This is a genomic window from Streptomyces sp. C36 (genome assembly GCF_040932295.1).
In the GTDB taxonomy this organism is placed as follows: Bacteria; Actinomycetota; Actinomycetes; order Streptomycetales; family Streptomycetaceae; genus Streptomyces; species Streptomyces triculaminicus.
On record NZ_JBFQGI010000003.1, the window covers coordinates 612,954 to 636,478 of the forward strand.

Annotated in this window: 19 protein-coding genes; 11 read left to right on the forward strand and 8 right to left on the reverse strand. The window is 71.9% G+C overall.

Features of this window, described 5'->3' with window-relative positions; genetic code table 11:
* Positions 1-43 precede the first annotated feature (43 nt).
* Both AB4K12_RS12510 and AB4K12_RS12515 read right to left on the reverse strand, forming a co-directional pair.
* Positions 44-1,264 (reverse strand): cytochrome P450, encoded by a 1,221-nt coding sequence (locus tag AB4K12_RS12510; RefSeq protein ID WP_368434265.1) that lies wholly within the window; start codon positions 1,262-1,264, stop codon positions 44-46.
* 122 nt (positions 1,265-1,386) lie between these two features.
* The gene (locus AB4K12_RS12515; RefSeq protein ID WP_368434266.1) at positions 1,387-2,028 is read right to left on the reverse strand and encodes a TetR/AcrR family transcriptional regulator; all 642 of its coding nucleotides are present in this window, start codon (positions 2,026-2,028) and stop codon (positions 1,387-1,389) included.
* A gap of 298 nt (positions 2,029-2,326) precedes the next feature.
* On the opposite strand from AB4K12_RS12515, the gene AB4K12_RS12520 reads away from it, so the two are divergent.
* Together AB4K12_RS12520 and AB4K12_RS12525 are read left to right on the forward strand one after the other, a co-directional pair.
* The gene (locus AB4K12_RS12520; RefSeq protein WP_368434267.1) at positions 2,327-3,010 is read left to right on the forward strand and encodes a hypothetical protein; all 684 of its coding nucleotides are present in this window, start codon (positions 2,327-2,329) and stop codon (positions 3,008-3,010) included.
* Positions 3,011-3,076: 66 nt separating this feature from the next.
* A complete protein-coding gene (locus tag AB4K12_RS12525) occupies positions 3,077-4,138 on the forward strand; it encodes a methyltransferase (RefSeq protein ID WP_368434268.1) in 1,062 nt (353 codons plus the stop codon).
* A gap of 56 nt (positions 4,139-4,194) precedes the next feature.
* Here AB4K12_RS12525 and AB4K12_RS12530 read toward each other — a convergent pair whose 3' ends face one another.
* Positions 4,195-5,298 carry a PP2C family protein-serine/threonine phosphatase gene (locus AB4K12_RS12530; RefSeq protein ID WP_368434269.1) on the reverse strand — a complete coding sequence of 368 codons (1,104 nt, stop codon included), beginning with the start codon at positions 5,296-5,298 and terminating at the stop codon, positions 4,195-4,197.
* Between the two features lie 167 nt (positions 5,299-5,465).
* Between AB4K12_RS12530 and AB4K12_RS12535 the strand changes: the two genes are divergently transcribed.
* Both AB4K12_RS12535 and AB4K12_RS12540 read left to right on the forward strand, forming a co-directional pair.
* Positions 5,466-5,840: a hypothetical protein gene (locus AB4K12_RS12535; RefSeq protein WP_368434270.1), complete on the forward strand. Its 375-nt coding sequence runs from the start codon at positions 5,466-5,468 to the stop codon at positions 5,838-5,840.
* A 156-nt stretch (positions 5,841-5,996) separates the two neighbouring features.
* Complete coding sequence (locus tag AB4K12_RS12540; protein ID WP_368434271.1) at positions 5,997-7,067, forward strand: methyltransferase; 1,071 nt, start codon at positions 5,997-5,999, stop codon at positions 7,065-7,067.
* 22 nt (positions 7,068-7,089) lie between these two features.
* Here the strand turns inward: AB4K12_RS12540 and AB4K12_RS12545 are convergent, their stop codons facing one another.
* Entirely contained in the window at positions 7,090-7,977 is an 888-nt protein-coding gene (locus tag AB4K12_RS12545; protein WP_368434272.1) for an NAD(P)-dependent oxidoreductase, read from the reverse strand.
* A gap of 319 nt (positions 7,978-8,296) precedes the next feature.
* On the opposite strand from AB4K12_RS12545, the gene AB4K12_RS12550 reads away from it, so the two are divergent.
* Complete coding sequence (locus AB4K12_RS12550) at positions 8,297-9,076, forward strand: thioesterase II family protein (protein ID WP_368434273.1); 780 nt, start codon at positions 8,297-8,299, stop codon at positions 9,074-9,076.
* An 82-nt stretch (positions 9,077-9,158) separates the two neighbouring features.
* Here AB4K12_RS12550 and AB4K12_RS12555 read toward each other — a convergent pair whose 3' ends face one another.
* Complete coding sequence (locus AB4K12_RS12555; RefSeq protein ID WP_368434274.1) at positions 9,159-9,719, reverse strand: carboxymuconolactone decarboxylase family protein; 561 nt, start codon at positions 9,717-9,719, stop codon at positions 9,159-9,161.
* A gap of 52 nt (positions 9,720-9,771) precedes the next feature.
* Positions 9,772-11,097, reverse strand: coding sequence for a CoA transferase (locus AB4K12_RS12560; protein ID WP_368434275.1), 1,326 nt, complete (start codon positions 11,095-11,097; stop codon positions 9,772-9,774).
* A gap of 276 nt (positions 11,098-11,373) precedes the next feature.
* On the opposite strand from AB4K12_RS12560, the gene AB4K12_RS12565 reads away from it, so the two are divergent.
* The 3 genes from AB4K12_RS12565 (at position 11,374) to AB4K12_RS12575 (ending at position 17,940) form a co-directional block, all read left to right on the forward strand.
* Positions 11,374-11,664: an acyl carrier protein gene (locus AB4K12_RS12565; RefSeq protein WP_107431148.1), complete on the forward strand. Its 291-nt coding sequence runs from the start codon at positions 11,374-11,376 to the stop codon at positions 11,662-11,664.
* 151 nt (positions 11,665-11,815) lie between these two features.
* Positions 11,816-16,321 carry an SDR family NAD(P)-dependent oxidoreductase gene (locus tag AB4K12_RS12570; RefSeq protein WP_368434276.1) on the forward strand — a complete coding sequence of 1,502 codons (4,506 nt, stop codon included), beginning with the start codon at positions 11,816-11,818 and terminating at the stop codon, positions 16,319-16,321.
* A gap of 50 nt (positions 16,322-16,371) precedes the next feature.
* Positions 16,372-17,940 carry a long-chain-fatty-acid--CoA ligase gene (locus AB4K12_RS12575; RefSeq protein ID WP_368434277.1) on the forward strand — a complete coding sequence of 523 codons (1,569 nt, stop codon included), beginning with the start codon at positions 16,372-16,374 and terminating at the stop codon, positions 17,938-17,940.
* 118 nt (positions 17,941-18,058) lie between these two features.
* Here AB4K12_RS12575 and AB4K12_RS12580 read toward each other — a convergent pair whose 3' ends face one another.
* Entirely contained in the window at positions 18,059-19,525 is a 1,467-nt protein-coding gene (locus AB4K12_RS12580; protein WP_368434278.1) for a flavin-containing monooxygenase, read from the reverse strand.
* Positions 19,526-19,888: 363 nt separating this feature from the next.
* Between AB4K12_RS12580 and AB4K12_RS12585 the strand changes: the two genes are divergently transcribed.
* The 3 genes from AB4K12_RS12585 to AB4K12_RS12595 all read left to right on the forward strand — a co-directional run bounded on the left by AB4K12_RS12585 (position 19,889) and on the right by AB4K12_RS12595 (position 22,958).
* Complete coding sequence (locus AB4K12_RS12585; protein ID WP_368434279.1) at positions 19,889-21,538, forward strand: APC family permease; 1,650 nt, start codon at positions 19,889-19,891, stop codon at positions 21,536-21,538.
* Between the two features lie 184 nt (positions 21,539-21,722).
* Entirely contained in the window at positions 21,723-22,199 is a 477-nt protein-coding gene (locus AB4K12_RS12590; RefSeq protein WP_368434280.1) for a hypothetical protein, read from the forward strand.
* Positions 22,200-22,337: 138 nt separating this feature from the next.
* Positions 22,338-22,958: a DsbA family protein gene (locus AB4K12_RS12595; protein WP_368434281.1), complete on the forward strand. Its 621-nt coding sequence runs from the start codon at positions 22,338-22,340 to the stop codon at positions 22,956-22,958.
* A gap of 157 nt (positions 22,959-23,115) precedes the next feature.
* On the opposite strand, the gene AB4K12_RS12600 is transcribed toward AB4K12_RS12595, so the two are convergent.
* Positions 23,116-23,436, reverse strand: coding sequence for a hypothetical protein (locus tag AB4K12_RS12600; RefSeq protein ID WP_368434282.1), 321 nt, complete (start codon positions 23,434-23,436; stop codon positions 23,116-23,118).
* Positions 23,437-23,525: the final 89 nt, after the last annotated feature.

Below are 23,525 nucleotides of genomic sequence, written 5' to 3' on the forward strand. Positions count from 1 at the left end.
CGCCGGACGGGCTCCCCGAGCCCGTCCGGCGCCCGTGGCGGGGCTACCAGGCCACCGGAAGCGCCTCGGGCCCCCGCATCATCCGGTTCGCCTTCCACGCCACCTCGTCCGCCGGGACGTCCAGGCGCAGCGACGGCAGGCGCCGGACCAGCGTCTCGAGGGCCACCTGGAGCTCCAGCCGGGCCAGCGGGGCGCCGAGGCAGTGGTGGGCGCCGTGCCCGAAGGTCAGATGCGGGTTGCGCTCCCGGTCGAGCACCAGCTCGTCCGGCCGGTCGAAGACGCTTCCGTCCCGGTTCGCCGAGGCGTTGGGAACCACGACGGTGTCCCCCGCGCGGACGGTCCGGCCGCCGAGCTCGACGTCCTCGAGGGCGACGCGGGGGAACCCCAGCCCGCCGACGCTCGCCTCCAGCGGGATGTGACGCAGCAACTCCTCGACGGCCGAGGGGATCAGGGACGGGTCGGCGGTCAGCGCCTCCCAGTGCTCCCGGCGGCTCAGCAGGGTGTGCAGGAAGTTCCCCAGCTCGTTGGCGGTGGTCTCCTGCCCGGCGATGAGCAGGTTGACCCCGAAGACGACCAGCTCGAGCTCGCTGAGCCGGTCGCCCTCGTCCCGCGCGACCACCAGCTGTCCCAGCAGGTCGTCGGCGGGGGCGGCCCGGCGCCGCTCGACGAGGCCGGAGACATAGGAGAAAAGGGCGTTGTCGGCCTCCTTGATGGTCTCCGGGTCGTCGGCGGACAGGGCCACCGACCGGTCGATCCAGTCCCGGAACAGCCCGTGGTCCTCCGCCGGGACGCCGAGGATCTCGCAGATCACGGTGAGGGGCAGCGGCCAGGCGAGGGCGGAGACCAGGTCGGCGGGCGGCCCGGTCTCGGTCATCCGGTCGACCATGCCGTCGACGATCTCCTGGACGCGCGGCCGCATGGCGCTCACCCTGCGGTGGGTGAAGGCCTTGGTCACCAGCCGTCGCAGCCGGCTGTGCTCCGGCGGGTCCAGGCTCAGCAGCGAGGCGTTCTGCTGGTCGGGCAGCGGGGTGCTGCGCGGAATGTCCCGGCCCGCCGCGGCGGCGCGGGAGAAGCGGGGGTCGGCGAGGACGGTCCGGGCGTCCTCGTGGCGGGTGACCAGCCAGGCGTCGCCGCCGTAGGGCATCGTCACCCTCGCCACGGGTTCCGTCAGCCGTAACCGGGCGTATCGCGGATCCATGTCCAGGCGTTCGGCGGAGAAATCCGCGGCGTGGAAAGGGCAGGTACCGGGGTGTGGGGCGGTCATCTGCTGCGTGCCTCCTCGGCGATTCGGGCCGTTGGCCGTCTGCCAAGCTAGGAGGAGACTCGCAGGGGCTTCAATCGCTCTCCTTACAAGAACGCGTGAAGTCGACCAATTCGCCGTCAAATTCAGGTGGCGGCCGCGGCCCGGGCGTCCTCGGCGGCGAATGCCAGCAGGAATGTGCTGACGGCGTTCCCGGCCACGTCCCGCAGTTCCGGTTCGGTCAGCGGCCGGGTGCCCAGACGCGAGCGGATGTCGACGGGTCCGGTGAGCAGGGCGAGGAACTGCTCGGCGGCCGCGGCCGGGTCGGTCACCCGCAGCCGGCCGGTGAGCGTCAGCCGGGCGAGGCGGTCGGCCAGGGCCTCGGCGAGGCGGTTGGTGCCGTTGCCGAGGACGATGTCGAGGAGGTCGGGGAACTGGGTGACCTCGGCGTACAGCAGCCTCCGCAGGGCCCAGGACTGCTCGTTGGCGTAGCACAGCAGGAGCTGGAGGCCCAGCTCCTCCAGCGCGCCGCGCAGCTCGCCGCCCGCGTCCCGCAGCCCCTCGATCGCGGCGAGGTTGCGGGCCATGGCGCCCTCGGCCGCGGCGGTCATGGCATGCCGGAACAGGTTCTCCTTGCTGTCCAGGTGGTTGTAGACCGTCGGCTTGGCGACGCCCGCCTCGGCCGCGATCTCGTTCACGCAGGACTGGGAGTAGCCCTTGCGGGAGAAGACGGTGAACGCGGCGTTCAGGATCGCGTGCCGTTTGTCGATGCGCCCTCGGGTCGTCACCCGCACATCTTACCGTCAGGGGCGCCGAATTGTACGGGTGCGTTCAGCCGGGAGTCCCTTCGGCGCCCGCCCTCCCGGCCCCGCCGCCGACTGCCCACCGTTCCGCCGGCTCCGGCCCGTTCGCCGTGGCGCGACGGTATTTATGACTCCGCTGACAGTGAATTGACAGTGCCCGCGCCCTGCCGGAAAGAACTGACACGAGTTCACGGATTTCTTGAAAAGCGGTTGTCGGATCTTTTCGGAGCGCTGCCGAAGATGGGCGAGCACGTGTGTGGGCCACCGTCTTGAGGAGCCGAGGATGTCCATTGCAGCCGGGCCGCGACCGGTATTCGAACGTCCCGACGTCGCCGCCGTACTCGTCGCCATCGTGCCCGTGGACGGCCCCGCGCGGCAGCGCGCCGCGGCGGACGCCGTCGTCGCGCACTGGCGCGCCGGCGGATGGCCCGAAGGGCTCGTCTCCCTCAACTGCTACACGAGCACGGATGGTCGTTCCCTCCTGACCTACGCGCAGTGGTCGTCCGAGGAGGCCCTGCGGGAGTCGCTGCGGGACGGGACGAGCGTCTCCCGTGGCAAGCCCGGCTGGGGAGTGCTCGACACCGCCGTGCCCGAGCCCGCCGTCTTCCACCTCTACCGCGTCGTACGCCCGGTGGCCGCCCCGGACCCGGGCGTGGTCGCCGAGTGCTTCCCCGGGGCCTTCTTCACGATGGCCGACGGCGTCTCGGCCCGGGAGTGGACCGACGCCCTGCTGTCCTCGGAGGAGGAGACCGAGGGGGAGGAGCGGGCGTACCCCGGTGCGATCGCCGCCAACTTCCACGTCGGCACCGACGACGCGAGCGTGCTCGTCCTCTCCGAGTGGGTCTCCGAGGAGGAGGCCGTCGCGCACATCGACGCGGTGATCGAGCCGCTGCTGGCGCACGCCGGCGGCGGCGACGCCGGGGCCCGCTACCGCCACCACCTCAGCCTCGCCGGCCCGGCCGTCTGACCGGCCCGGCGCCACCCCCCTTCCGCCCGCAGCTCACTCCGTTCCGCCCGAGGAGGGCCTCCACACATGAACTCCCACTCCAGCCGCCCCGAGCAGCCCGCCCAGCCCGCCCAGCCCGCCGACGGCGCCGGCGCCGGCCAGGTCATGGGCATCCTGTTCGGTCACTGGCAGACCAAGCTCCTGCTGACCGCCATGGACGCCGACCTCTTCACCCACCTGTCGGGCTCGCCCGCCACGGCCGACGAGCTGGCCGCGCGCCTGGGCCACCGCATGCCGGGCGCGGAGTCCTTCTTCGTGGGGCTCGTGGGCCTGGGGCTGCTGGAGACCGACGGCGGGCGGTACGCCAACGGTCCCGCCGCCGAGCAGCACCTGGTGCGCGGCCGGCCCGGTTTCATGGGCGGCTACCTGCAGTTCTGCCAGCGGGAACTGAACCCCGCCTGGGACGGCCTGGGTGAGGCGCTGCGCACCGGGGAGCCGCAGAACCGGGCGGCCCGCGAGGGCAACCCCTACCACTCGCTCTACGAGGACAAGCCCGCCACCGACCTCTTCCTCGACAGCATGGACATGTTCAACTCGGGCATCGCCGCGCACCTCGCCGACCTCGACTGGAGCCGCTGGACGTCGTTCGTGGACGTGGGCGGCGCCCGCGGCAACATCGCCCATGAACTCGTCTCCCGCCACCCGCACCTGACCGGCACCGTCTTCGACCTGCCGCCGCTCGAGCCGTCCTTCGACGCGCACATGGCCGGCCTCGGCGGCACGGCGGCGGTCTCCTTCCACGGGGGCGACTTCTTCGCCGACCCGCTGCCCGAGGCCGATGTGCTGGTCTTCGGCCACGTCCTGCACAACTGGGGCCCGGAGGACCGGCTCAGGCTGCTGCGCAGCGCCCACCGGGCCGTGCGGCCCGGAGGCGCGGTGATCGTCTACGACCCCATGGTCGGCGACGCCGTGCCCTCGCTGTACGCGACGCTGGCGAGCCTGAGCATGCTCGTGTGGTCCAACGGCGGCCGGGAGTACTCCGTGGACGAGTGCCACGCCTGGCTGAAGGAGACCGGCTTCCGCCCCGAGACGGTCGCGCTTCCGGACGGTGTCAACGAGGTGCTGGTCGTCGCCCACAAGGACAGCTGAGCGGCGCCCGCACGCGCCCCCGGCGGGTTGGGCCGGCCGGGGAGGCGGTGGCCCCCTCACGCGTCCGGGGCGTCGCGCAGGCGTACGGCGAGGGCGGCGAGGTCGTCGTCGAGGCCTCCGCTGCTGTAGCGCAGGAGGTCGCGGTGGAGGCCGTCGAGCAGTTCCCGGGGCCGTACCGGGGGCTGCTGCCGCCGCATCCAGTCCGTCAGCGGGAAGAACTGGCCGCCGCGGTCGCGGGCCTCGGTGACGCCGTCGGTGTAGAGGAGCAGCTGGTCGTCGGGGGCGCAGTCGAAGGTGTCGATGCTGTAGTTGTCGCCGATCAGCCCGGCGAGGTTGAGCAGCGGCGAGGGAGCGGTGGGACTCAGGACGCGCAGTCCCTCACGGTTCAGGAGCAGCGGCGGGGGGTGCCCGCAGTTGAGGATTCTGATGTGGCACCTGTCGTGCGGGATCTCGACGAGTACGGCGGTGGTGAAGCTCTCCATCAGGTCCTCGGTGGCGAACGCGGCGCTGTAGCGGGCGCTGCTGGCCTCCAGGCGGCGCGCGATGCCGCCGAGGTCGGGTTCGTCGTAGGCCGCCTCCCGGAAGGCGTTGACCACCGCCGCCGCCGTGCCCACCGCGGGCAGGCCCTTGCCCCGCACATCGCCGATGATCAACCGGACCCCGTAGGGGGTGTCGACCGCCTCGTAGAAGTCGCCGCCGATACGGGCCTCCGCCGCGGCCGCGAGGTACAGCGACTCGATCTCGATGCCCCCGAAGCGGCGCGGCATCGGGCTCAGGACCACCATCTGCGCCGCGTCGGCGACGAGCCGGACCTGGAAGAGGGACTGCTCCCGCTGGAGCCGCACATGACTTCCGTACGCGGCCGCCACGGTGACCGCGACGATGCCCGCCACGGTGTACCACGCGCCCAGGCCGGGGAACACGAGGCTCAGGCCGATCATGAGCAGAAAGCAGACCGTCCCCAGCAGCACGGTGGGCAGCACGGGCCACATGGCGGCCGCCAGAGCGGGGGCCGCGGGCAGGATGCGGCTGAAGGCCATGTCCGGGGGCGTGGAGTAGGCCAGGCCGGCGATGACCACGGTGAGGATCACCGGGGACAGCTGCACGAGGGACCACCGGCCACGGGGGCGGTGGAGGCGCGACTGTCCGGACTTGGCCATGACGCATATCATATCTGCATAATGTGGATGTATGGTTTTGATTGTTCCTTTTAGGGGGAATCCTGACCTGTGGGCGCGTGACCCCGGGGTCGCCTTCGTGCGACTGAGGGCAGGAGGCCGGGCCGGGCCCACCCGGGCGGCCGGGTCGGCGAATAGAATCGGCTCTCATGTCGAGCCCTGACGCACTGCTCGTTGACGTGGCCACCAAGGTGGAGTCCGAGCAAAGCAATCAGATGTCCCTGACCGTGGTCACCGGCGGCACTGTCATCACCGGGCGGCTGGCCCCGGAATCCGTATGGAAGGAGCGAGTGTCGGAGGTCCTGACGGACTCCGACCGTCTGGGTCCGTTCTCCGGGATCTTCACCGCCGACCGGCCCCAGGGCCGGGCCGAGCGCGGTGAGCCGCCCACGCATCTGCACTTCCACGTCGCCCGGATCCTGCAGGGCAGCATCGGGATCCCCGAGACGGGCGGGATGTACCGCGTCGCGATCGAGGACGTCAGCGCCTGGACCGTGGGCGACTTCAGCTACTCCGACCACTGAACCGCGGCCGCCCGCACCCGGCGGGCGGCGCCGGTTCGCACGTACGCACGAGCTGAGCGCGGCTCGGCGGTACCGGCGAAAGGGCCTGAACCGGGCACACGGTGGGTAGCTGAGAAATGTCCGACCATTTCTCTGCGAGTTCCCTGTGAGGAACCCATGAGCGACACGCTCCCCGGCCCGGAGACCGCTCCGGAGACCGCCTCGGAGAACGCCCCCGGGACTCCCTCGGAGATCGACCGTCTCCTGGAGGTCGCCACCGGTTTCATGGCGTCGAAGGCCCTGCTCGTCGCCGCCCGCCTCGGCCTCTTCACGGAGCTGGCCGAGGGGCCGCTGAGTGGCGAGGAACTGCGCGCCCGCCTGCGATTGCATCCCCGCTCCGCTCGCGACTACTTCGACGCCCTCGTCGCTCTGGGCGTCCTGGAGCGCGCCGACGGCGTCTACGCGAACGCCCCCGTCGCCGCCCGCCACCTCGTCCGCGGCGAGCCCGCCTACCTGGGCGGCCTGCTGGAGATGAGCGACGCCCGTATGTACGACCTCTGGGGAAGGCTCGACGCGGGCCTGCGCACGGGGGAGCCGCAGAACGAGATCGCGGCCGGCGAGGAGGGCATCTACGCCGACCTCTACGACGACGCCGACCGCCTCGACGCCTTCCAGCAGGCCATGACCGGCCTGTCCCTGCGCTCGGCCCATGCCCTCGCCGAGGCCTTCGACTGGTCCGCCCATCGCACCGTCGCCGACATCGGCTGCGCCGACGGCACCGTGCTGACCCATCTGCTGCGGCGTCATCCCCATCTGCGCGGCACGGGCTTCGACCTGGCCGCCGTGGGCCCCGGCTTCCGGCGCCGGGTGGAGGGGGCCGGCCTCGCCGGCCGGGTCTCGTTCCGCGCCGGCGACTTCTTCGCCGAACCGCTGCCCGGGGCCGACGTGCTGATCCTCGGGCACATCCTGAGCAACTGGACCCTGGCCAGGGCGAAGACGCTGCTGGGCAAGGCGTACGAAGCGCTGCCGGAGGGCGGCTTCCTCATCGTCTACGAAACGCTCATCGACGACGAACGCCGCCGGAACGTTCCCGGGCTGCTCATGAGCCTCACGATGCTCCTGGAGACGCCCGGCGGCTTCGAGTACACCGGCGCCGACTGCCGGGCCTGGCTGGCGGACACGGGGTTCCGTGAGAGCAGGGTGCGTCACCTGGCCGGGCCCGAGTCGATGGTGATCGCCCGCAAGTGAGCACGGGCTCGCCCGTGCCGGGTCAGGACAGGGTCGCTTCCGGCCGGACCTCCCGTCGTACGAACTCCACCAGGCGCGCGTAGCTGTCGCCGCCGTGCCCGGCGGCGATCGCGCGCTCGGTCAGTGCGCTGAAGAGCTCCGACATGCCGGTGTCGGCCCCGCGGAGCTCGCAGGCGTGGGCGAGGATGCGCATCGTCGAGCGGTGGAGATCCAGCGGGAAGTCGCCGCTGGGGTACTCGCCCGAGTCCACCTGGGGTGCGTACGCGCTCATGAAGGAGCGCACGGTGTCCATCCAGCGGTTGGCCACCTCGGTGTATTCCGTCGCGGTCACGTTGCCGCCGGGACCGTCGGCGCCGATGAGCACCACGCTGTGCAGCCAGCCGGTGAGCGTGGACCACATCTGGCACAGCAGTGTGGTGTCGTACACGGACGACAGGGCCGGGTCGGCGCCCACGTACGTGGCGTCGCCCAGCGCGGCGAGCGTCTCGCGATGCCGCTCGAAGGCCGCCGCCGAGCCGGCGTAGAGCTGCAGGAAGTCCCGACGGCCGATGCCGGACGGGGTCGTCATGACCACACCGTCGAGGTAGGCGGCGCCGGCCCGTCCGGCCCAGGCGTCCATCTCCCGTGCGCACACGGGCGGCCCCGAGGTGAGGTTGACCAGCGTCCGGCCCGCGAGGTCGCCGGCCGCGGGGCGCAGCACCTCCCGGACGGCCTCGTACGTCGACAGGCTCACCACGGCCAGCGGGCTCGCCGCCAGGGCCTCACCGGCCGACCCCGCCTCCACGGCGCCCTGCCGTACCAACGGCTCCGCCTTGCCGGGCGTGCGGTTCCACACCGTCGTGCGGTGTCCCGCGGCGACGAAGGCGCCGGCCAGCGCCGACCCCATCGGCCCGAGACCGAGAACGGTCACATCGGTATTCACATGTCCCCCTGGATTCACATAAATCAGGCGACTTCCCCCTGAATGACGCCCATGCGGGATTCTTCCCTCATGGCACTCATCCACTCATTCAAGGAGAAGAGGGGTAAAAACCGCCTAAGGGTGTCCCAGGGTGTGCGGGCGAAGGGGAGGTCCGCCGATCAGCGACATGTCAGCGGGGGCTGGTTGACTCGGCCGTCAGGCGGGGCGTGCGGGAGCGTGCCCGGGGGCGGCCGGCCCGACGGCGCGGTCGCGGGGATCCCCGAGGCGCCGCTGCCGTGACGCGTGCCATCGACTGAACGGAGATCACATGACCACGGGCACGGGGCCGCGGCGGGCCCCTTGGTTCTCGTCACCCGACCCCTCGCTGGACGCCGAGGCGCAGCTGTTCCTCTTTCCGCACGCGGGCGGCACCTCGCTGACCTACCGGATGTGGGCGGCCACCGTCTCCTCGGGGATCGAATGCCGGGCCCTGCAGCTGCCCGGTCGGCAGGAACGGCTGGACGAGCCGGTGTTCACCCGGATCGAGCCGCTCCTCGCCGAACTCCAGGAGGCGCTGGAGGCGGAGCTCGACGGCAGGCCGTACGTCGTCTTCGGCCACAGCTTCGGCGCGCTGCTCGCCTACCGGCTGACGGTGGAGATCGAGCGGAACGGCGGGCAGGGCCCCGAGCTGCTGGGCGTCTCCGGCTGGGCCCCCGGCCTCGTCGCGTCCAAGGAGCTGGAGGGCGTAGCGGACATGACGGACCAGCAGATCCTCGACCGTGTCGCCGAGTTCGGGCTCATTCCGGACGAAGTTCCGGTCAGCCGGGACATGCTGGCCGCGGTGATGCCCTCCCTGCGCGGGGACTTCGTCGTCGCGGCGGACTACACCGAGGACGGCGCCGCCGTCTCCTGCCCCATCGCGGCCTACGGAGGGACGTCCGACCCCACCCTCGGGCCCGGCGCCCTGGAGGCCTGGGCCGGGCTGACCCCGGAGTTCCTCGGCGCCACGGAGTTCCCGGGGGACCACTTCTATCTCTTCGAGCACGCCCTCGCCGTCCAGAACAGCCTGGACCGCCATCTGCGCCGGCGGCTGGCCGCAAGGGCCTGAGCCCCCACGGGTGCGCCCCGGGGCCGGGAGGCGTTCGGCCTCCCGGCCCCGGGGCGCAGGGCTTTCCGGAACCCGGCGGGTGCTACTGCCCCTGGAGGCGCAGCGCCTGGCGGACGACCTCGTAGCCGTCCGACGCGTCGATGTCGACGTCCAGCACGGTGCAGACACGGCCGAGGAGGAAGTAGAAGCCCGCCAGCACCAGCGTCTCGACGACCTGCTCCTCGCTGTAGTGCTCACGGACCGCCGCGTGGACGTCGTCCTTGACGGTCGGCCCGTCGGCGACGGCGCCGGAGAACCGGAGCAGGGCCCGCTGCGCCGGGGTGAAGACGTCGGCGTCGGTGTCGCCCTGCCGCAGGGCGACGCGCTGCTCGTCGGTGACCCCGACGGCCGCCGAGATGGACACGTGCTGGGCCCATTCGTACTCGGCCTCGTAGTGCAGGCCGAAGTTGAGGATGAGCAGCTCGCGGTCGACGGCGCTCAGCGAGGCGCCGGTGGCGAAGAGGGCGGAACCGAGCCGGGCGATCTGTTCCACGGTCTGCTGGGAGTGCAGCAGCATCCGGTACACGTTGATGATCCTGCCCTGGCTCAGGGCCCGCATCGACTCGGGCAGGGCGTCGGCGTCCTTGTAGGGCATGCGAGGCATCGTGACTCCTTGGAAACGGTGAGGTGTTCGGGATCGCGGTGCGTGGGGCGGCTCAGGCCGGGTGGGGGGCCCGCCACTCGGGCCGGGAGGAGCCGCGCGGCACCAGGACCGTGTCGTCCCAGCCGGCGGGGGTCTCGCTCAGCCGTACGGCCGGGGCGACGTGCCGGAACTCGCCCATCGGGGTGTCGTGGACGAGCCACTCGGGCTCGGGCGGGAGGGTGTCGGCGCCCAGGTGCGCGATGGACTCCCGGGACAGGATGCCCAGTTCCCACGCCCAGTTGGCGACGCCGGCCAGCGAGACGTGCACCCGGTAGCTGCCGCCCTCGCGGGCCCGGCGGACGGCCGCGGCCATGACGCCCGCCGCGGCGAAGTTGGCGGCGAGGTAGTCGTTGAGCATCCGCCCGGGCGGCACCTGGGGCTCGTCGCCCTGGCGCTCGTTCCAGTTGATGCCCACCAGCGCCTGGCCCTGGTGGTCGAACCCGCCCCGGTCGTGCCAGGGCCCGTTCTCCCCGTACGCGCTGACGGACAGGTGGATGAGGCCCGGCGCCATCTCGATGCACTCCTCGGGAGTGAGGCCGAGCCGGGCCATCTTCGACGCCCTGTGGTTGTGCACGAAGACGTCGGCGGTGCGCAGCAGTTCGTCGAAGGTGCGCCGGCCCTCACCGTCCCTGTCCTTGAGGTCCAGGCGGGTCGAGCGCAGGCCGACGCCGCACTCGTTCCAGCACAGGTCGTGGTCGAAGGCGTTGGGCTCGCACACGTGGAGGGCGTCCGCCCCGTGCTCGGCGAGCGCACGGCCCGCCGCGGTGCCCGCGAAGATGTGGGTGAACTGCAGGCAGCGCAGCCCGGACAGCGGCCGGGGGCCGGACGGCAGCGGCCGCGGCGGGGCATCGCCGACCCGTTCGATGGACACCACGGGCTCGGACAGGATCGCCTTGCCCTGCGGGTGGGCGAGGAACTCCTCGCGGGTGCGCACCACGGCGAGCGGCACGCCCCGGGCGGCCGCGGCCTCCTCCAGTTCCCAGGAGTTCCAGGTCGCCACGGCCGCGGCGATGCGCTCCCGGGTGTGCGGGGTGCCGAGGAGGTCCAGCATCTCGTCGCGGGTCCGGGGGTAACAGGCGATGACGATGACCCAGCGGTCGTCCGCCGTCCGGTAGAAGTCCCAGACGAGGGGACCGGTCTGCCCGTCGCCGCCCAGGATCGAGCCCATGTTGGAGCCGTAGCCGCCCAGCCGGTTCCCGCCGCCGAGGTAGGGCGTGATCTGGTGCAGGGCCTGGGGAAGATCGATGTCGAGGCTCTGCGCACGGCCGGTCCGCTCGTGCCAGATCTGGGCCGCCGCGACGGAGACCGAAAGCAGGGAAATTCCTATCGCCGATCCCATTCGGATCGTGGACGGAAGCACCGGATCGCTGCCTGTGATCGTCAACTCACTTACCGCGGGATCGCGGGAAATCCCCAGTAATTCAAGTACGTTGTCAAGCTCTTCGAGTGTGTCGAAGCCATCTTCTTTCATGGTGCAACGGTAGCACCAGAACCTAGTCCGCGAAATGGGATGAAGGGGCTGCGAGTTCGCGTCAGCTGGGCGTCAGGCGGGTGTCAGCAACAGGTGATTGAATTTAACGGCGAGTGCTTCATCTGACGATGTGGAGGAGTTTCCGTGGAGTATCAGGGTGTATCTCTCGAGGAGTTGCGCGAATTGCCTCCGCATGAATTCAGGAAGGCCCTTGAGGTCCTGGTGACCGAGGAGTTCAAGTCGGCGCTGTACATGGAGGAGGACGAGGACCTGCCGCTGGACGTGGGGTTCTTCGACCTCGGCCTCACCTCGCTGCGCCTGAGCGATATCAAGCAGACCCTGGAGACGAGGGTCGGGCAGGAGATCGACATCGCGGTCCTCTTCCGCAGGCCCACGGTCGGCCAGCTGATCGACTATCTCGCCGAGACCTCCTGACGATGCGGCATCGTCGAGCCGGAAGGGCCGCCTGCGGCGGACGTCCCAGGACTGGAGAACAATAGTGTCAAGCATCAATGAATCAACCCGGGAAGAGCTTCGGAAGGCCCTCGAGGAGATTCACAGGAAAGATGAGCTCATCGGTGAACTGATGCGCGAGAAGTACGAGCCCATCGCCATTGTGGGGATGGGCTTGCGCTTTCCTGGGGGAAACACCGACGTCCCCGGTTTCACCGAATTCCTGCGCGCGGGGAAGTCCGGCATCCGGCCGTTGCCCGACGACCGCAGGCACCTGGACCCGGACCCCGGCGGCGCCTCGGACCGCGACCGGCCGGTCGGCGGATTCCTCGACGGCATCGACCGGTTCGACGCCGCCTTCTTCAACATCTCGCCCAAGGAAGCCGTATACATCGACCCCCACCAGCGCCTGGCCCTGGAGACGGCCTGGGAGGCGCTGGAGCACGCCGGCATGGACCCGGCCGCCCTGCGCCACAGCACCAGTGGCGTGTTCATGGGCGTGACCACGCTGGACTACATCTTCGAGGCCACCGACCTCGACCCCGCCGACGTGGACGGCTATCTCGCGCCGGGCCTGAGCCACAGCGGCGTCTCGGGCCGGCTGTCGTACTTCCTCGGCCTGCGCGGCCCCTGCCTCACCGTCGACACCACCTGCTCCTCGTCGCTGGCGGCCGCCCACCTGGCCGTCCAGGCGCTGCGCAACGGCGAGTGCGGTCTGGCCCTGTGCGGTGGCGTGAACGTCATCCACAACGCCCTGGGCAACAGCGTCCTGCAGGCGGGCAACATGCTCGCCCCCGACGGGCAGTGCAAGTCGTTCGACGACAGCGCCGACGGCTACGGCCGCGCCGAGGGCTGCGGCGTGCTGGTGCTCAAGCGGCTGTCCGACGCCCGCAGGGACGGCGACACCGTGCACGCGGTGATCAGCGGTTCGGCGGTGGGCCAGGACGGCGAGAGCGCCGGACTGGCCGCGCCCAACGGCGCCGCCCAGGAGGCCGTGCTGCGCGCCTCGCTCGCCAGCGCCCGCCTGGAGCCGGCCGACATCCAGTACGTCGAGGCCCACGGCACCGGCACGGCCCTGGGCGACCCGACCGAGATGGGCGCCATCAGCGACGTCTTCGCCGAGTCGCACAGCCCGTCCGCCCCCGTGGTGGTCGGCTCCCTCAAGACGAACATCGGCCACATGGAAGGCGCCGCCGGCGTCGGCGGGATCATCAAGGCGGCCCTCCAGCTGCGCGAGGGCACGATCTTCCCGCACCTGAACTTCGTCAACCCCTCGCGGCGCATCGCCTGGGCCACCGCCCCGGTCACCATCCCCACCGAGGCCCGCCCCTGGCCCGCCGCCGAGACCCGGCGCGCGCTCGTCAACGGCTTCGGCGTCACGGGCACGCTCGCGAGCGTCGTCGTGGAGCAGGCCCCGGCCGACACCCCTGCCGTCGCCGAGGCCCCCGCGGTCACCGGGACCCCGGCCCTCACCGAGACCGACGCGACGCAGCCCCAGGGCGGCGTCTTCACCCTCTCGGCCAAGAACCGCAAGTCGCTGCGCGCGCAGGCGGAACGCTACAAGGAGTTCCTGGAGCTCGATCCGGGACAGCCGGTCGCCGACCTCTGCCGCACGGCCAACACCGGCCGCGCCCACTTCAAGTACCGGATCGCCGCGCCCGTCCGCGAGCACCGCGACATCACCCGCCTGCTCGACAAGCACCTGGAGCAGGCGGACGCCCAGGCGACCACCGGCGTCCCCAAGGTGGCGCTGCTGTTCACCGGCATGGGCTCGCAGTACACCGGCATGGGCGCCGCCCTCTACCGCCAGTACCCCGTCTTCCGCGACGCCCTGGACGAGTGCGACCGCCTCTTCGCCCCCCTCCTCGGCCTCTCGCTCAAGGACCTCATGCTCGGCGAGAGCGAGAGCGAGAGTCAGGGCGAGAGTCAGGGCGAGGGCGAGGGCGAGGCGCCCGGCCTGATCGACCAGGCCCGCTACGCCCAGCCCGCCGTGTTCAGCCTGGAGTACGCCCTGGCCCAGCTGTGGCTCTCCTGGGGGCTGCGGCCCTCCGTGCTCATCGGCCACAGCCTCGGCGAGGTCGCCGCGGCAGCCGTCGCCGGACTGTTCTCGCTCGAGGACGCCGCCCGGCTGGTGGCCGAGCGGGGACGGCTGAGCCAGTCGGTGACGGTCCCCGGCGGAATGGCGGCCGTGGGCGCCCCGGCCCGGGACATCGCCCCGCTCCTCGAGCCGTACCCGGACCTGGGCATCGGCGCGATCAACGGCCCCACCCAGTGCCTGGTGTCCGGCGGCCGCGACGCGCTCACCGCGCTCGGCGAGGTGCTCGCGGAGAAGGGCGTCAAGTTCACCGTCCTGCCGTCGGCCGTGCCGTACCACTCGCCGCTGCTGTCCGGGATCCTCGACGACTTCCGGGCGGTCCTGGAGACCATCAGCTTCCGGACCCCGAACATGACGCTGGTCTCCAACGTCACCGGCCAGGTCGCCAAGGCGGCGGAGATCGCCACCCCCGACTACTGGGTCCGCCACCTGGTCGCCCCGGTCGACTTCGAGGCCGGGATCGCGGCCGTGGAGAAGCGCGGCCGCCACGCCTTCGTGGAGGTCGGGCCCTCCGGCGCCCTGACGTCGCTCGCCCGCAACTGCGCCGCCGACCCGGGCCACCTGTGGCTGAGCAGCACCTACCGGGGCGACCAGGACGCGGAGCGCGTCCGCCGGTCGCTGGCCCAGCTGTACTCCGCGGGCCTGCCCGTCTCCTGGACCGGCTACCACCGGGGCCGCCCGGGCCGTAAGGCCGACCTGCCCGCGTACGCCTTCGACCGCAAGCCGTACTGGCTGCCGACGCCGCAGCGCCGGCAGGCCGAGGAGGCGTGGCGGGCCGAACGCACCCCGGAGGCCGAGCGGGAGAAGGACCGCCACCTCTTCTACGAGGCGCACTGGGACCGGCAGCCGCTGCCGGACACCCGTCGCGGAACGCGCCATGTGCTGGCGCTCGGCGGCACCGCCGAGCGGTACCCCCACCTCGTGGCGAGCGCCGCCGACGCCGGCGTGCGCCTGACCTTCGCGGCCTCGGCCGGCGACCTGGCCGCGCTGCTCCGCGACGAACCGCCCACCGACCTCTGCTGGTTCTGGCGCGGCGACCTCGGCGCCCCGGACGGCCCCGGCGGCACGGAGGCCGAGCGGCTGCGCGCCGAGAGCGAGGCCAACTACCGTGAGCTGCTGGACGTCCTGGGCACGCTGGGCGAGGTGCGCTTCGGCCGCAACCAGCGCCTGTGGCTGATCACCGAGGGCGCCCAGCAGCTGCCCGGCGACGCGCCCGGCGACCGGGTGCCCGCCGCGTCCACCCTCTGGGGCTTCGGACGGGCGCTCGCGGTCGAGTGCCCGGGCTACCAGGTGACCCTGGTCGACCTCCCGGCCGACGGCACCGGCCACGAGGCGCTCGTCGGCGAGTGGCTGTCGGCCGGCGACGCCGAGGCCCAGCTCGCCCACCGCGGCCAGGAGCGCTGGGTACGGCGCCTGCGCCGCGCCGAACCGGGCGATCGGCCGCGCCGCGAGAAGCCGGTCACGATCCGCCCCGACCGCACCTACGTCGTCGTCGGCGGCCTCGGCGCCCTGGGCCTGACCACGGCCCGGCGGCTCGTCGGCCTCGGCGCCCGCCATCTGGCGCTCCTCACCCGCACCGGGGCCTCGGCCGAGGAACTGGCCGCCCTGAAACTGGGGGAGGGGGTCCAGGTGACGGCACCGCGCTGCGACATCGGCTCGGCCGAGGACGTCGTACGGGTCACCGCCGCGCTCGCCGAGGGCGGCCACCCGGTGGGCGGCATCGTCCACGCGGCCGGCACGGTCGCCGACATCCCCGTCGCGGACCAGACCTGGGAGAGCATCGACACCGTCTTCCGGACCAAGGTCTTCGGCGCCTGGCTGCTGCACGAGGCCACCGTCTCGATGCCGGAGCTGGACTTCTTCGTCGGCTACTCCACCGCGGCGTCGGTCCTGGGCGCCACCACGCAGACCAACTCCTGCGCCGGCAACGCCTTCCTCGACCACCTGATGGCCTGGCGCGACGCCCGGGGCCTGCCCTCGCTGAGCGTCGGATGGGGCCCCTGGGCCGCCGTGGACCCGGCGCGCAAGCTCAGCAGCTCGCTGGTCAGGAGCTGGGAGGGCCAGGGCATCACGTTCCTCGAGCCCGTCGAGGCCATGGAGGCGCTGCCCACCCTGCTCGAGCGCGAGGGCGCCCACATCATGGCCGGGGCCTGCGACTGGGAGCGCTTCATCGCCCGTAGGCCGGAGAACGCCCTGTACACCGAGCTGAGGACGAACGGCGCCGGCGCCGACGGCGGCGGCGCGGCCCTCGACCTGGCGACGCTGCTGGCCGCCTCGGGACAGGAGCGGCTGAACGCCATCAACGCGACGGTGCGCGCCAGGATCTCCGACGTGCTGCAGTTCGCCGCCGAGGACGTGGAGCCCGACGCCGAGCTCGCCGACCTCGGCCTGGACTCCCTCAACGCGGTGGAGCTGAAGAACGCCCTGGAGTCCACCTTCCGGGTCACCCTGCCCGTGTCGATCGCCTTCGACCAGCCCAGCGTGAACCTGCTGGCCGACTACATCGACCGGCTGCTCGGTCCCGGCCTCGAGGAGGCGGCGTGAGCGGCGCCGGCCCTGCCACCCCACCGAACGGAACGGACAAGGACATGCCCATGGACCCAGCCCGTCCGCGGACGCTGGACGGCGTCATCGCGCACCAGGCCGGTGTGCGGCCCGACCAGGCGGCCGTCATCTGCGAGGGCCGCGTCGTCAGCTACGCGCAGCTGCACCGGGAGAGCAACCGTACGGCCCGCGCGTTCCGCGCCGCCGGGATCGGCCCCGGTTCCCGCGTGGCCTACCTCGGCAAGGAGTCGGAGGAGTACTGGGAGGCGGCCTTCGCCTGCGCCAAGATCGGCGCGGTGCTCGTCCCGGTCAACTGGCGGCTGACCGCGGAGGAGGTCGACCACATCCTGCGCGACTCCGGCACCGAGCTGCTCCTGGTCGACGAGGAGCACCTGCCGGTCGCCGAGAAGGTCAGGGACCGGCTGCCCCGGCTGACGGCCCTGGTGCCGTTCGGCCCGGCGGGGGCCGCCGCCGGCGGGCTGACCGCCCGGAAGGCGGAGTGCCCCGACGACGACCTGGCCCCCTTCGGCGACGACGAGACGCCCGTCGCGCAGATCTACACCAGCGGCACCAGCGGTCTGCCCAAGGGCGTGGTGCTGCCCCACCGCAGCTTCTTCAACGTGGCCGAGGCCATGGACTCCCACGGCCTGGACTGGCTCGACTGGAAGGAGGGCGACAAGAGCCTCCTCGGCCTGCCCGGCTTCCACATCGGCGGGCTCTCGTACGCCATGCAGGGCTTCAACGCCGGCGTCACCGTGGTCTCCATGCCCATGTTCATCAGCTCCGACGCGGTCCGTCTGATCGAGGGCCTGGGCATCACCACCGCCATCGTGGCGCCGGCCATGCTGCAGATGATGCTCGCCGAGCCGTCCGCGGCCCGGGGCGCCCTGAACTCCCTGCGCAAGGTGGTCTACGGCGGCTCGCCGATCACCGAGACCCTCCTGGCGCGCTGCCTGGAGCGGATGAACTGCGACTTCCTGCAGATCTACGGAAGCAGCGAGACCGGCAACTTCGCGGTCTGCCTGCCGCCCGCCGACCACGTCCCCGGCAGCCCCCGGCTCCGGGCCGCGGGCCGGCCGTACCCGGGCATCAAGGTGAAGATCGTCGACCGGCAGGGGCGGGAGCTGCCGCCCGGCGAGACCGGGGAGATCTGCGTCAGCACGCCCGCCCGGATGGTGGACTACTGGGGCCTGCCGGAGGCCACCGCCAAGACCGTGGTGGACGGCTGGATCCACATGGGCGACGCCGGGTACCTCGACGAGGACGGCTACCTCTACGTCAACGACCGCGTCAACGACATGATCATCGTGGCCGGCGAGAACGTCTACCCGACCGAGATCGAGAACGCCCTCACCCGGCACCCGGCCGTGGCCGAGGCGGCGGTGATCGGCCTGCCCCACGAGCGCTGGGGCGAGTCGGTGCACGCGCGGCTGGTGCTCGCGCCCGAGTCCCGGGTGACCGTCCGGGAGCTGCTGGTCTTCCTCAAGGGCCAGATCGCGGACTTCAAGATCCCGACGACGTACGACTTCGCGGAGCTGCTGCCGCGCAACCCCAGCGGGAAGATCCTGCGGCGCGGCGTACGGGAGGAGCTGCTCGCCAAGGCGGCCGCGACCGGCTGACCGGCCCGCGCGACAAGGCCCGCACGACAAAGGCCCGCACGACAAAGGCCCGGCCGCACCCAGGAGGTGCGGCCGGGCCTTTCGCGTGTGCGCCGGGCGGGAGGCGGCGCCGTACGCGCTACGGCGTGCGCAGGATCTCGTAGTCGGCGACGGTGAAGTCCTTGGTCGCCTGCCGGTAGTCCTCGATACTGCCCGGCCAGTTGTTGACGATCTTACCCATGGGCGTCTTGTACCAGCTGGTGCAGCTGCCCGCGAACGCCGTCCGCGTGAGCTGCTCCTGCAGCCTGTCGTTGTGCTCCGCCATCACCTCGGGGCGGATGTCGAAGGCGGCGGCGGAGTGCTCCGCCAGCGCCTCGATCGCCCGGACCGCGTAGTCGATCTGCGACTCGACCATGAAGAGGATGGAGTGGTGCCCGAGGTTGGTGTTGGGCCCGTAGAGCATGAACATGTTGGGGAATCCGCTGACGGTCGTGCCGAGGTACGCCTCCGGCCCCTGCTGCCAGGCGTCGCGCAGCGTGCGGCCGCCGCGCCCGGAGATCTCCACTCCGCCGGCCACCAGCAGCGACTTGAAGCCGGTGGCGTAGGCGATCACGTCGACCTCGTGCAGGCGCCCGTCCGCGGTCCGTACGCCCTCCGGCTCGATCCGCTCGACGGCCGTGTCGACCAGGTCGACGTTGTCGCGCAGCAGGGCGGGGTAGTAGTCGTCCGTGATGAGGACCCGCTTGCAGCCGAACTCGTAGGTGGGCCGCAGGCGTTCGCGCAGTTCCGGGTCGGGGACCTGCTGCTCGAGGTGGTTCAGCGAGATCTGCTGGAACTCGTCGCGGACGGGGTTGGCATCCAGAGACAGCCCGTCCGCCCACCGGTCGCGCTCGTGGTAGAGCGAGTCGCGCAGCGAGGTGTAGCCGACCGGGTCGTTCAGCAGGTCCTGCCGCTCCTCGTCGCCGAGGGCGCGGTCCATCCGGGGCAGCAGGTAGTTGGGCGACCGCTGGAAGACGGTCAGGTGCTCCGTCCGCCCGGCGATCGCGGGGACGAGCTGCACGGCGCTGGCGCCGCTGCCGACGCAGGCGACGCGCTTGCCCGTCAGGTCGAGGTCCTCGGGCCAGCGGGCGGTGTGGACGGACAGCCCCGTGAAGGTCTCCCGTCCCTCCATCTCGCCGTACGAGGGCTGGTTGAGCTGCCCCCAGGCGGTCACCAGCACCTCGGCGGTGATCTCGCTCCCCGTGCCGGTGCGCACCACCCAGGTGCGGTCCTCCTCCTTCCAGGAGGCGGTGGTGACCTCCGTGCCGAAGCGGATGTCCTCGTGCAGGTGGTGGTGCTCGGCGAACAGCTCGATGTTGTGGAGGATCTCCGGCTGCGTGGCATAGACGCGGCTCCAGTCCGGCTGCTCGCCGAAGGAGAACCAGTACAGGTGCGACTGAACGTCGCACGCGGCTCCGGGATAGGTGTTGTCGCGCCAGGTGCCTCCGATGGAGTCGGCCTTCTCCAGGACGACGAACGAGGTCTCGCCGGACAGCTTCAGACGTGCCGCCATGGCGAGCCCCGCCATGCCGGCGCCTATGATCACGATCTTGTAATCGGTGCGCAAGTGGAACTCCCTGCCTCGATGGTGGACCGAGGCATCGGCTCGGTCTCCCATGCCGTTGACAAGGGATAACTTGCCAGCCCGCTCTGACGCCGCTCTGACCCACGGCTGATACCGGAAGGCGCGGCGAGCCACGGGGCGGCGGCCGGTCACGGCGGGCTCCGTTCAGGTGGTTACCTGCGGTTGTCGTAGTATGTCGGGCGTCGCTCCTGTGTCCTCGGCCGTGCCCGGTGTCCGTTCCCGGCGGCCGTTTCCGGCGAAACCCACGCGTTCGGTGCCGGTGCGCCCTGCGGGCGGTCGACCTCCGCCCGGCCCGGCAGGCGACGGCTTCCCGTCTTGGTCTCCAGGCAGAACGGAAAACACCTCGTGGATCTGAGCGCGGCCCCTCGGAAGGGCCTCAGCCTCTTCGCCTTGATCATGATCGGCCTGGGGTCCATATTCGGCTCCGGCTGGCTGTTCGGCGCGGGACAGGCCGCCCAGGTCGCCGGCCCCGCCGCGCTGGTCGCCTGGGTGATCGGCGCCGTCTTCATCGGCATGATCGCCATGTCGTACGCGGAGGTCGGCGCCGCCTACCCGCTGCCGGGGGCCATGGCCCGCTTCGGTTCCCTCTCGCACGGCCCGGTGCTGGGCTTCATCACCGGCTGGGCGGTGTGGATCGCGACCGCCTCGCTGATCCCCATCGAGGCCATCGCCGGCACGCAGTACATGTCCTCGTGGAGCTTCGGCTGGGCCCGCGACCTGGTCTCCGACGGCCGGCTGACCGGCACCGGCATGGGCATGGCCCTGCTCCTGACCGTCGCCCTGTGGCTGGCCTGCTACTGGTCGGTCGAGCTGCTGGCGCGCGCCAACAACCTGCTGACGCTGGTCAAGTTCGCCATCCCGGTGCTCGCGGTCGGCGCACTCATCGCCTCCGGCTTCCACACCGGCAACTTCACCGCCCACGGCGGCTTCGCCCCCAACGGCTGGTCCGCCGTGCTCACCGCCGTCAGCGCCTCGGGCGTCGTCTTCGCCTTCAACGGCTTCCAGGCCGTCGTCAACCTCGGCGGCGCCGCCAAGAACCCCGGCCGTGCCATCCCGCTCGCCCTCGTCGGCGCGCTCTCCCTCGGCCTGGTCATCTACCTCGCCCTGCAGGTTGCCTTCCTGGGCGCCGTGCCGCCGGAGCGGCTCGCCGAGGCCGGCGGCTGGAGCGGCGTGAACTTCGCCTCGCCCTTCGCCGACCTCGCCAAGCTGCTGATGCTGCACTGGGTCGTCACCATGCTCCAGTTCGGCGCCTTCATCTCGCCGAACGGCGCCAACATCGGCAACGTCGCCTCGGCCGCCTACCTGGCCCAGAACCTCGCCGAGACCGGCTTCTTCCCCAAGAAGATCGCCGAGGTCCACCCCCGCTACGGCGTCGCCCGCCCTGCCATGTGGCTCAACCTCGGCTTCTCCGTCCTCCTGCTGCTGACCGTCGGCCACAGCTGGGAGGCCCTGGCGAGCGTCGTCTCCGCCGCGATGGTCGTCTCCTACCTCATGGGCCCGATCGCGGTCGGCGTCTTCCGCCGGACCAAGCCGGACCTGCCCCGCCCCTTCCGGCTGCCCGCCGCGAAGGTCCTCTGCCCCATCACCTTCGCCTTCGCCGCCTGCGCCCTGTACTGGTCGAAGTGGCCCAACACCGGCAAGGTCGCCCTGCTCACCCTGGTCTCCGTGCCCATCGCCGCGCTCGTGCTGCGCCGCCGAGGCGCGGGGAGCCTGCGCCGGCAGTTCGCCCCGGCCTGGTGGATGCCCGCCTTCCTGCTGTGGCTGGCGCTGCTGTCCGCGCTCGGCAGCACCGAGTTCGGCGGCCACGGCGTGATCCCGGGCGGAGTGGACATCGCCCTGGTCGCCCTGTCGGCCGTCGGCTTCTACTTCTGGGCGGTACGCGCCGGCGTCCAGGCCCACCGGGACGGGCTGCCGGGCCCGGACCCCGTGACCGGGGCCGAGCGTCCGGTCCCCGCACCGCGCCGGTCCGAGACCGCCGGAGCGGTCGCCGCCTGACCGCCCGCAGCGCGGAGGCATACGACATCAAGGGGTCGCGGCTCGTACGAGCCGCGACCCCTCGCCGCTCACCGGGCCCGAGCGGGCCGGCCGGTGCCGCATGGGGAGGGTGCGACCCGGGCTCGTTATGATCCCGGTCGGCCCGGGCGATCATCCGGGCCGGTTGTCGTTCGTGAGGGGAAACATGCGCAAGTCAGCCACCGCGATGGCCCTGGCCGTGACCGCCGTCCTGCTGGCCGGCTGCGGCGGGGGCGCCAAGAGCGGGGACGGCCGCGGGGACGGCGGCGCGAAGAACGCCGCCACCGCCGCGCCGTCCGCGAAGCCGAAGGGCGACGCGAAGGCGGACGGCCCGGCCGTGGGCCCGACGCGCGAGGTCACCATCGAGGTGGCGGGCGGCGAGGGCTCGACGCAGGTCTACTACAACCTGGGCGACGACAACGGCGCCGAGCAGGTGTCCCTGCCGTGGAAGAAGACCGCCAAGGTCACCCTGAAGGGCGCCGAGATCAAGGTCGGAAGCCTGGTGTCCGTGGCGCCCGGCTCCGTCAAGGGCTCCGACGGCATGCTCAAGGCCGCGTCGTGCGTCATCTCCGTCGACGGGAAGAAGGTCGCGGACAACCAGGACGGCGCGCTGCCGAAGCCCTGCGAGTACAAGCTGAAGTAGCCGAAGCAGGGGGTGGCGACCTCCGGGAGGAAAAAACTTTCGGACGACGGAAATATCTGACACGGCAGACACTGTTGTGTCAGGTGTACCGCTCGCGTCCCCGCGGGCACCGCCCCGCTCCCGGAGGAGACGCCCCCCATGAAGCTCGTCTACGTCTTCGATGCCTACTGCGGCTGGTCGTACGGGTTCGCCCCCACGCTGGCCGAGACCGCCCGCCGGCACCCCGGCCTTCCCGTGGAGGTCGTCTCCGGCGGACTCTTCACCGGGGCGCGCCGCGTGCCGATCCGCGAGTTCGGCTATGTCCAGGGCGCCAACGCCAAGATCGCCGAGATGACGGGCGTGGAGTTCGGCGCGGCCTACGACCGGCTGATCGCGGACGGCTCCTTCGTCATGGACTCCGAGGCCGCCGCCCGCGGCATGGCCGCCCTGCGGCAGGCCGCCCCCGCGCGGGCCGCGGAGCTGGCCGAGGCGCTGCAGACGGCGTTCTACCGCGACGGGCTGAGCCTGTCGGACCCCGCCACGTACCGCGTGATCGCCGAGCGGGCCGGGCTGGACGCCGACGCCGTCGTCACCGCCTTCTCGTCCCCGGCCGCCCGGGCCGCCGCCGCGGCGGACTTCCGGCACTCCCGCGGGCTGGGCGTCGAGGGCTTCCCCACCCTGCTCGCCGTCGACGCCCGGCGCGGGCCCGCCGTCCTGGCCGTCGGCCACGCCACCGCCGACATGATCGACCAGCGCCTGGCCGCCCTCGCGGCCTCCTGACCCGGCGGTCTCCCCGGCCCGGCCGCGTGAGTCCCGGTCGTGTGAGTCCCTGCCGCGTAAGTCCCGGTCGCGTAAGTCCCGGTCGTACGAGGCCCGGACGCGGCCCGGCCCGGCGCGTAACCCATCGCGCCGGGCCGGGCCGCCGAACGGTCCCGCGTCAACGCGGGTCGTACCTCAGGCTCTTGAAGGGGGAGTTCTTCGGGGCCTCCCTGCGGGGGCCGAGGCGCAGCTCCTTGCCCTTGCAGTTCTTCTCCGAGTAGACGGCGAGCGGCTTGCTCATGTAGTTCTGCGCGCCGCGGGCCTCCTGCTCCATGGACATGCACTTGTTCGGCGGCAGCTGGTGGACGAAGTAGGGCTTGCCCTTGGGGCCCACCCAGGCGAATCCGCCGTCCTTGGCGGCCGCGCTGCCCGCGGGCAGCGCGGTGGCGAGGAGGAGTGCCCCGAGGGTGGCGACAACGGCGTTGCGGAACGGTCGCATCACGGATCCTTGGTCTCGACGTCGAACGGACGGGGCCGGCGGCCCTCGCAGCGACCAACGACGTCGGACGCCCCGACGACACGGTGCGT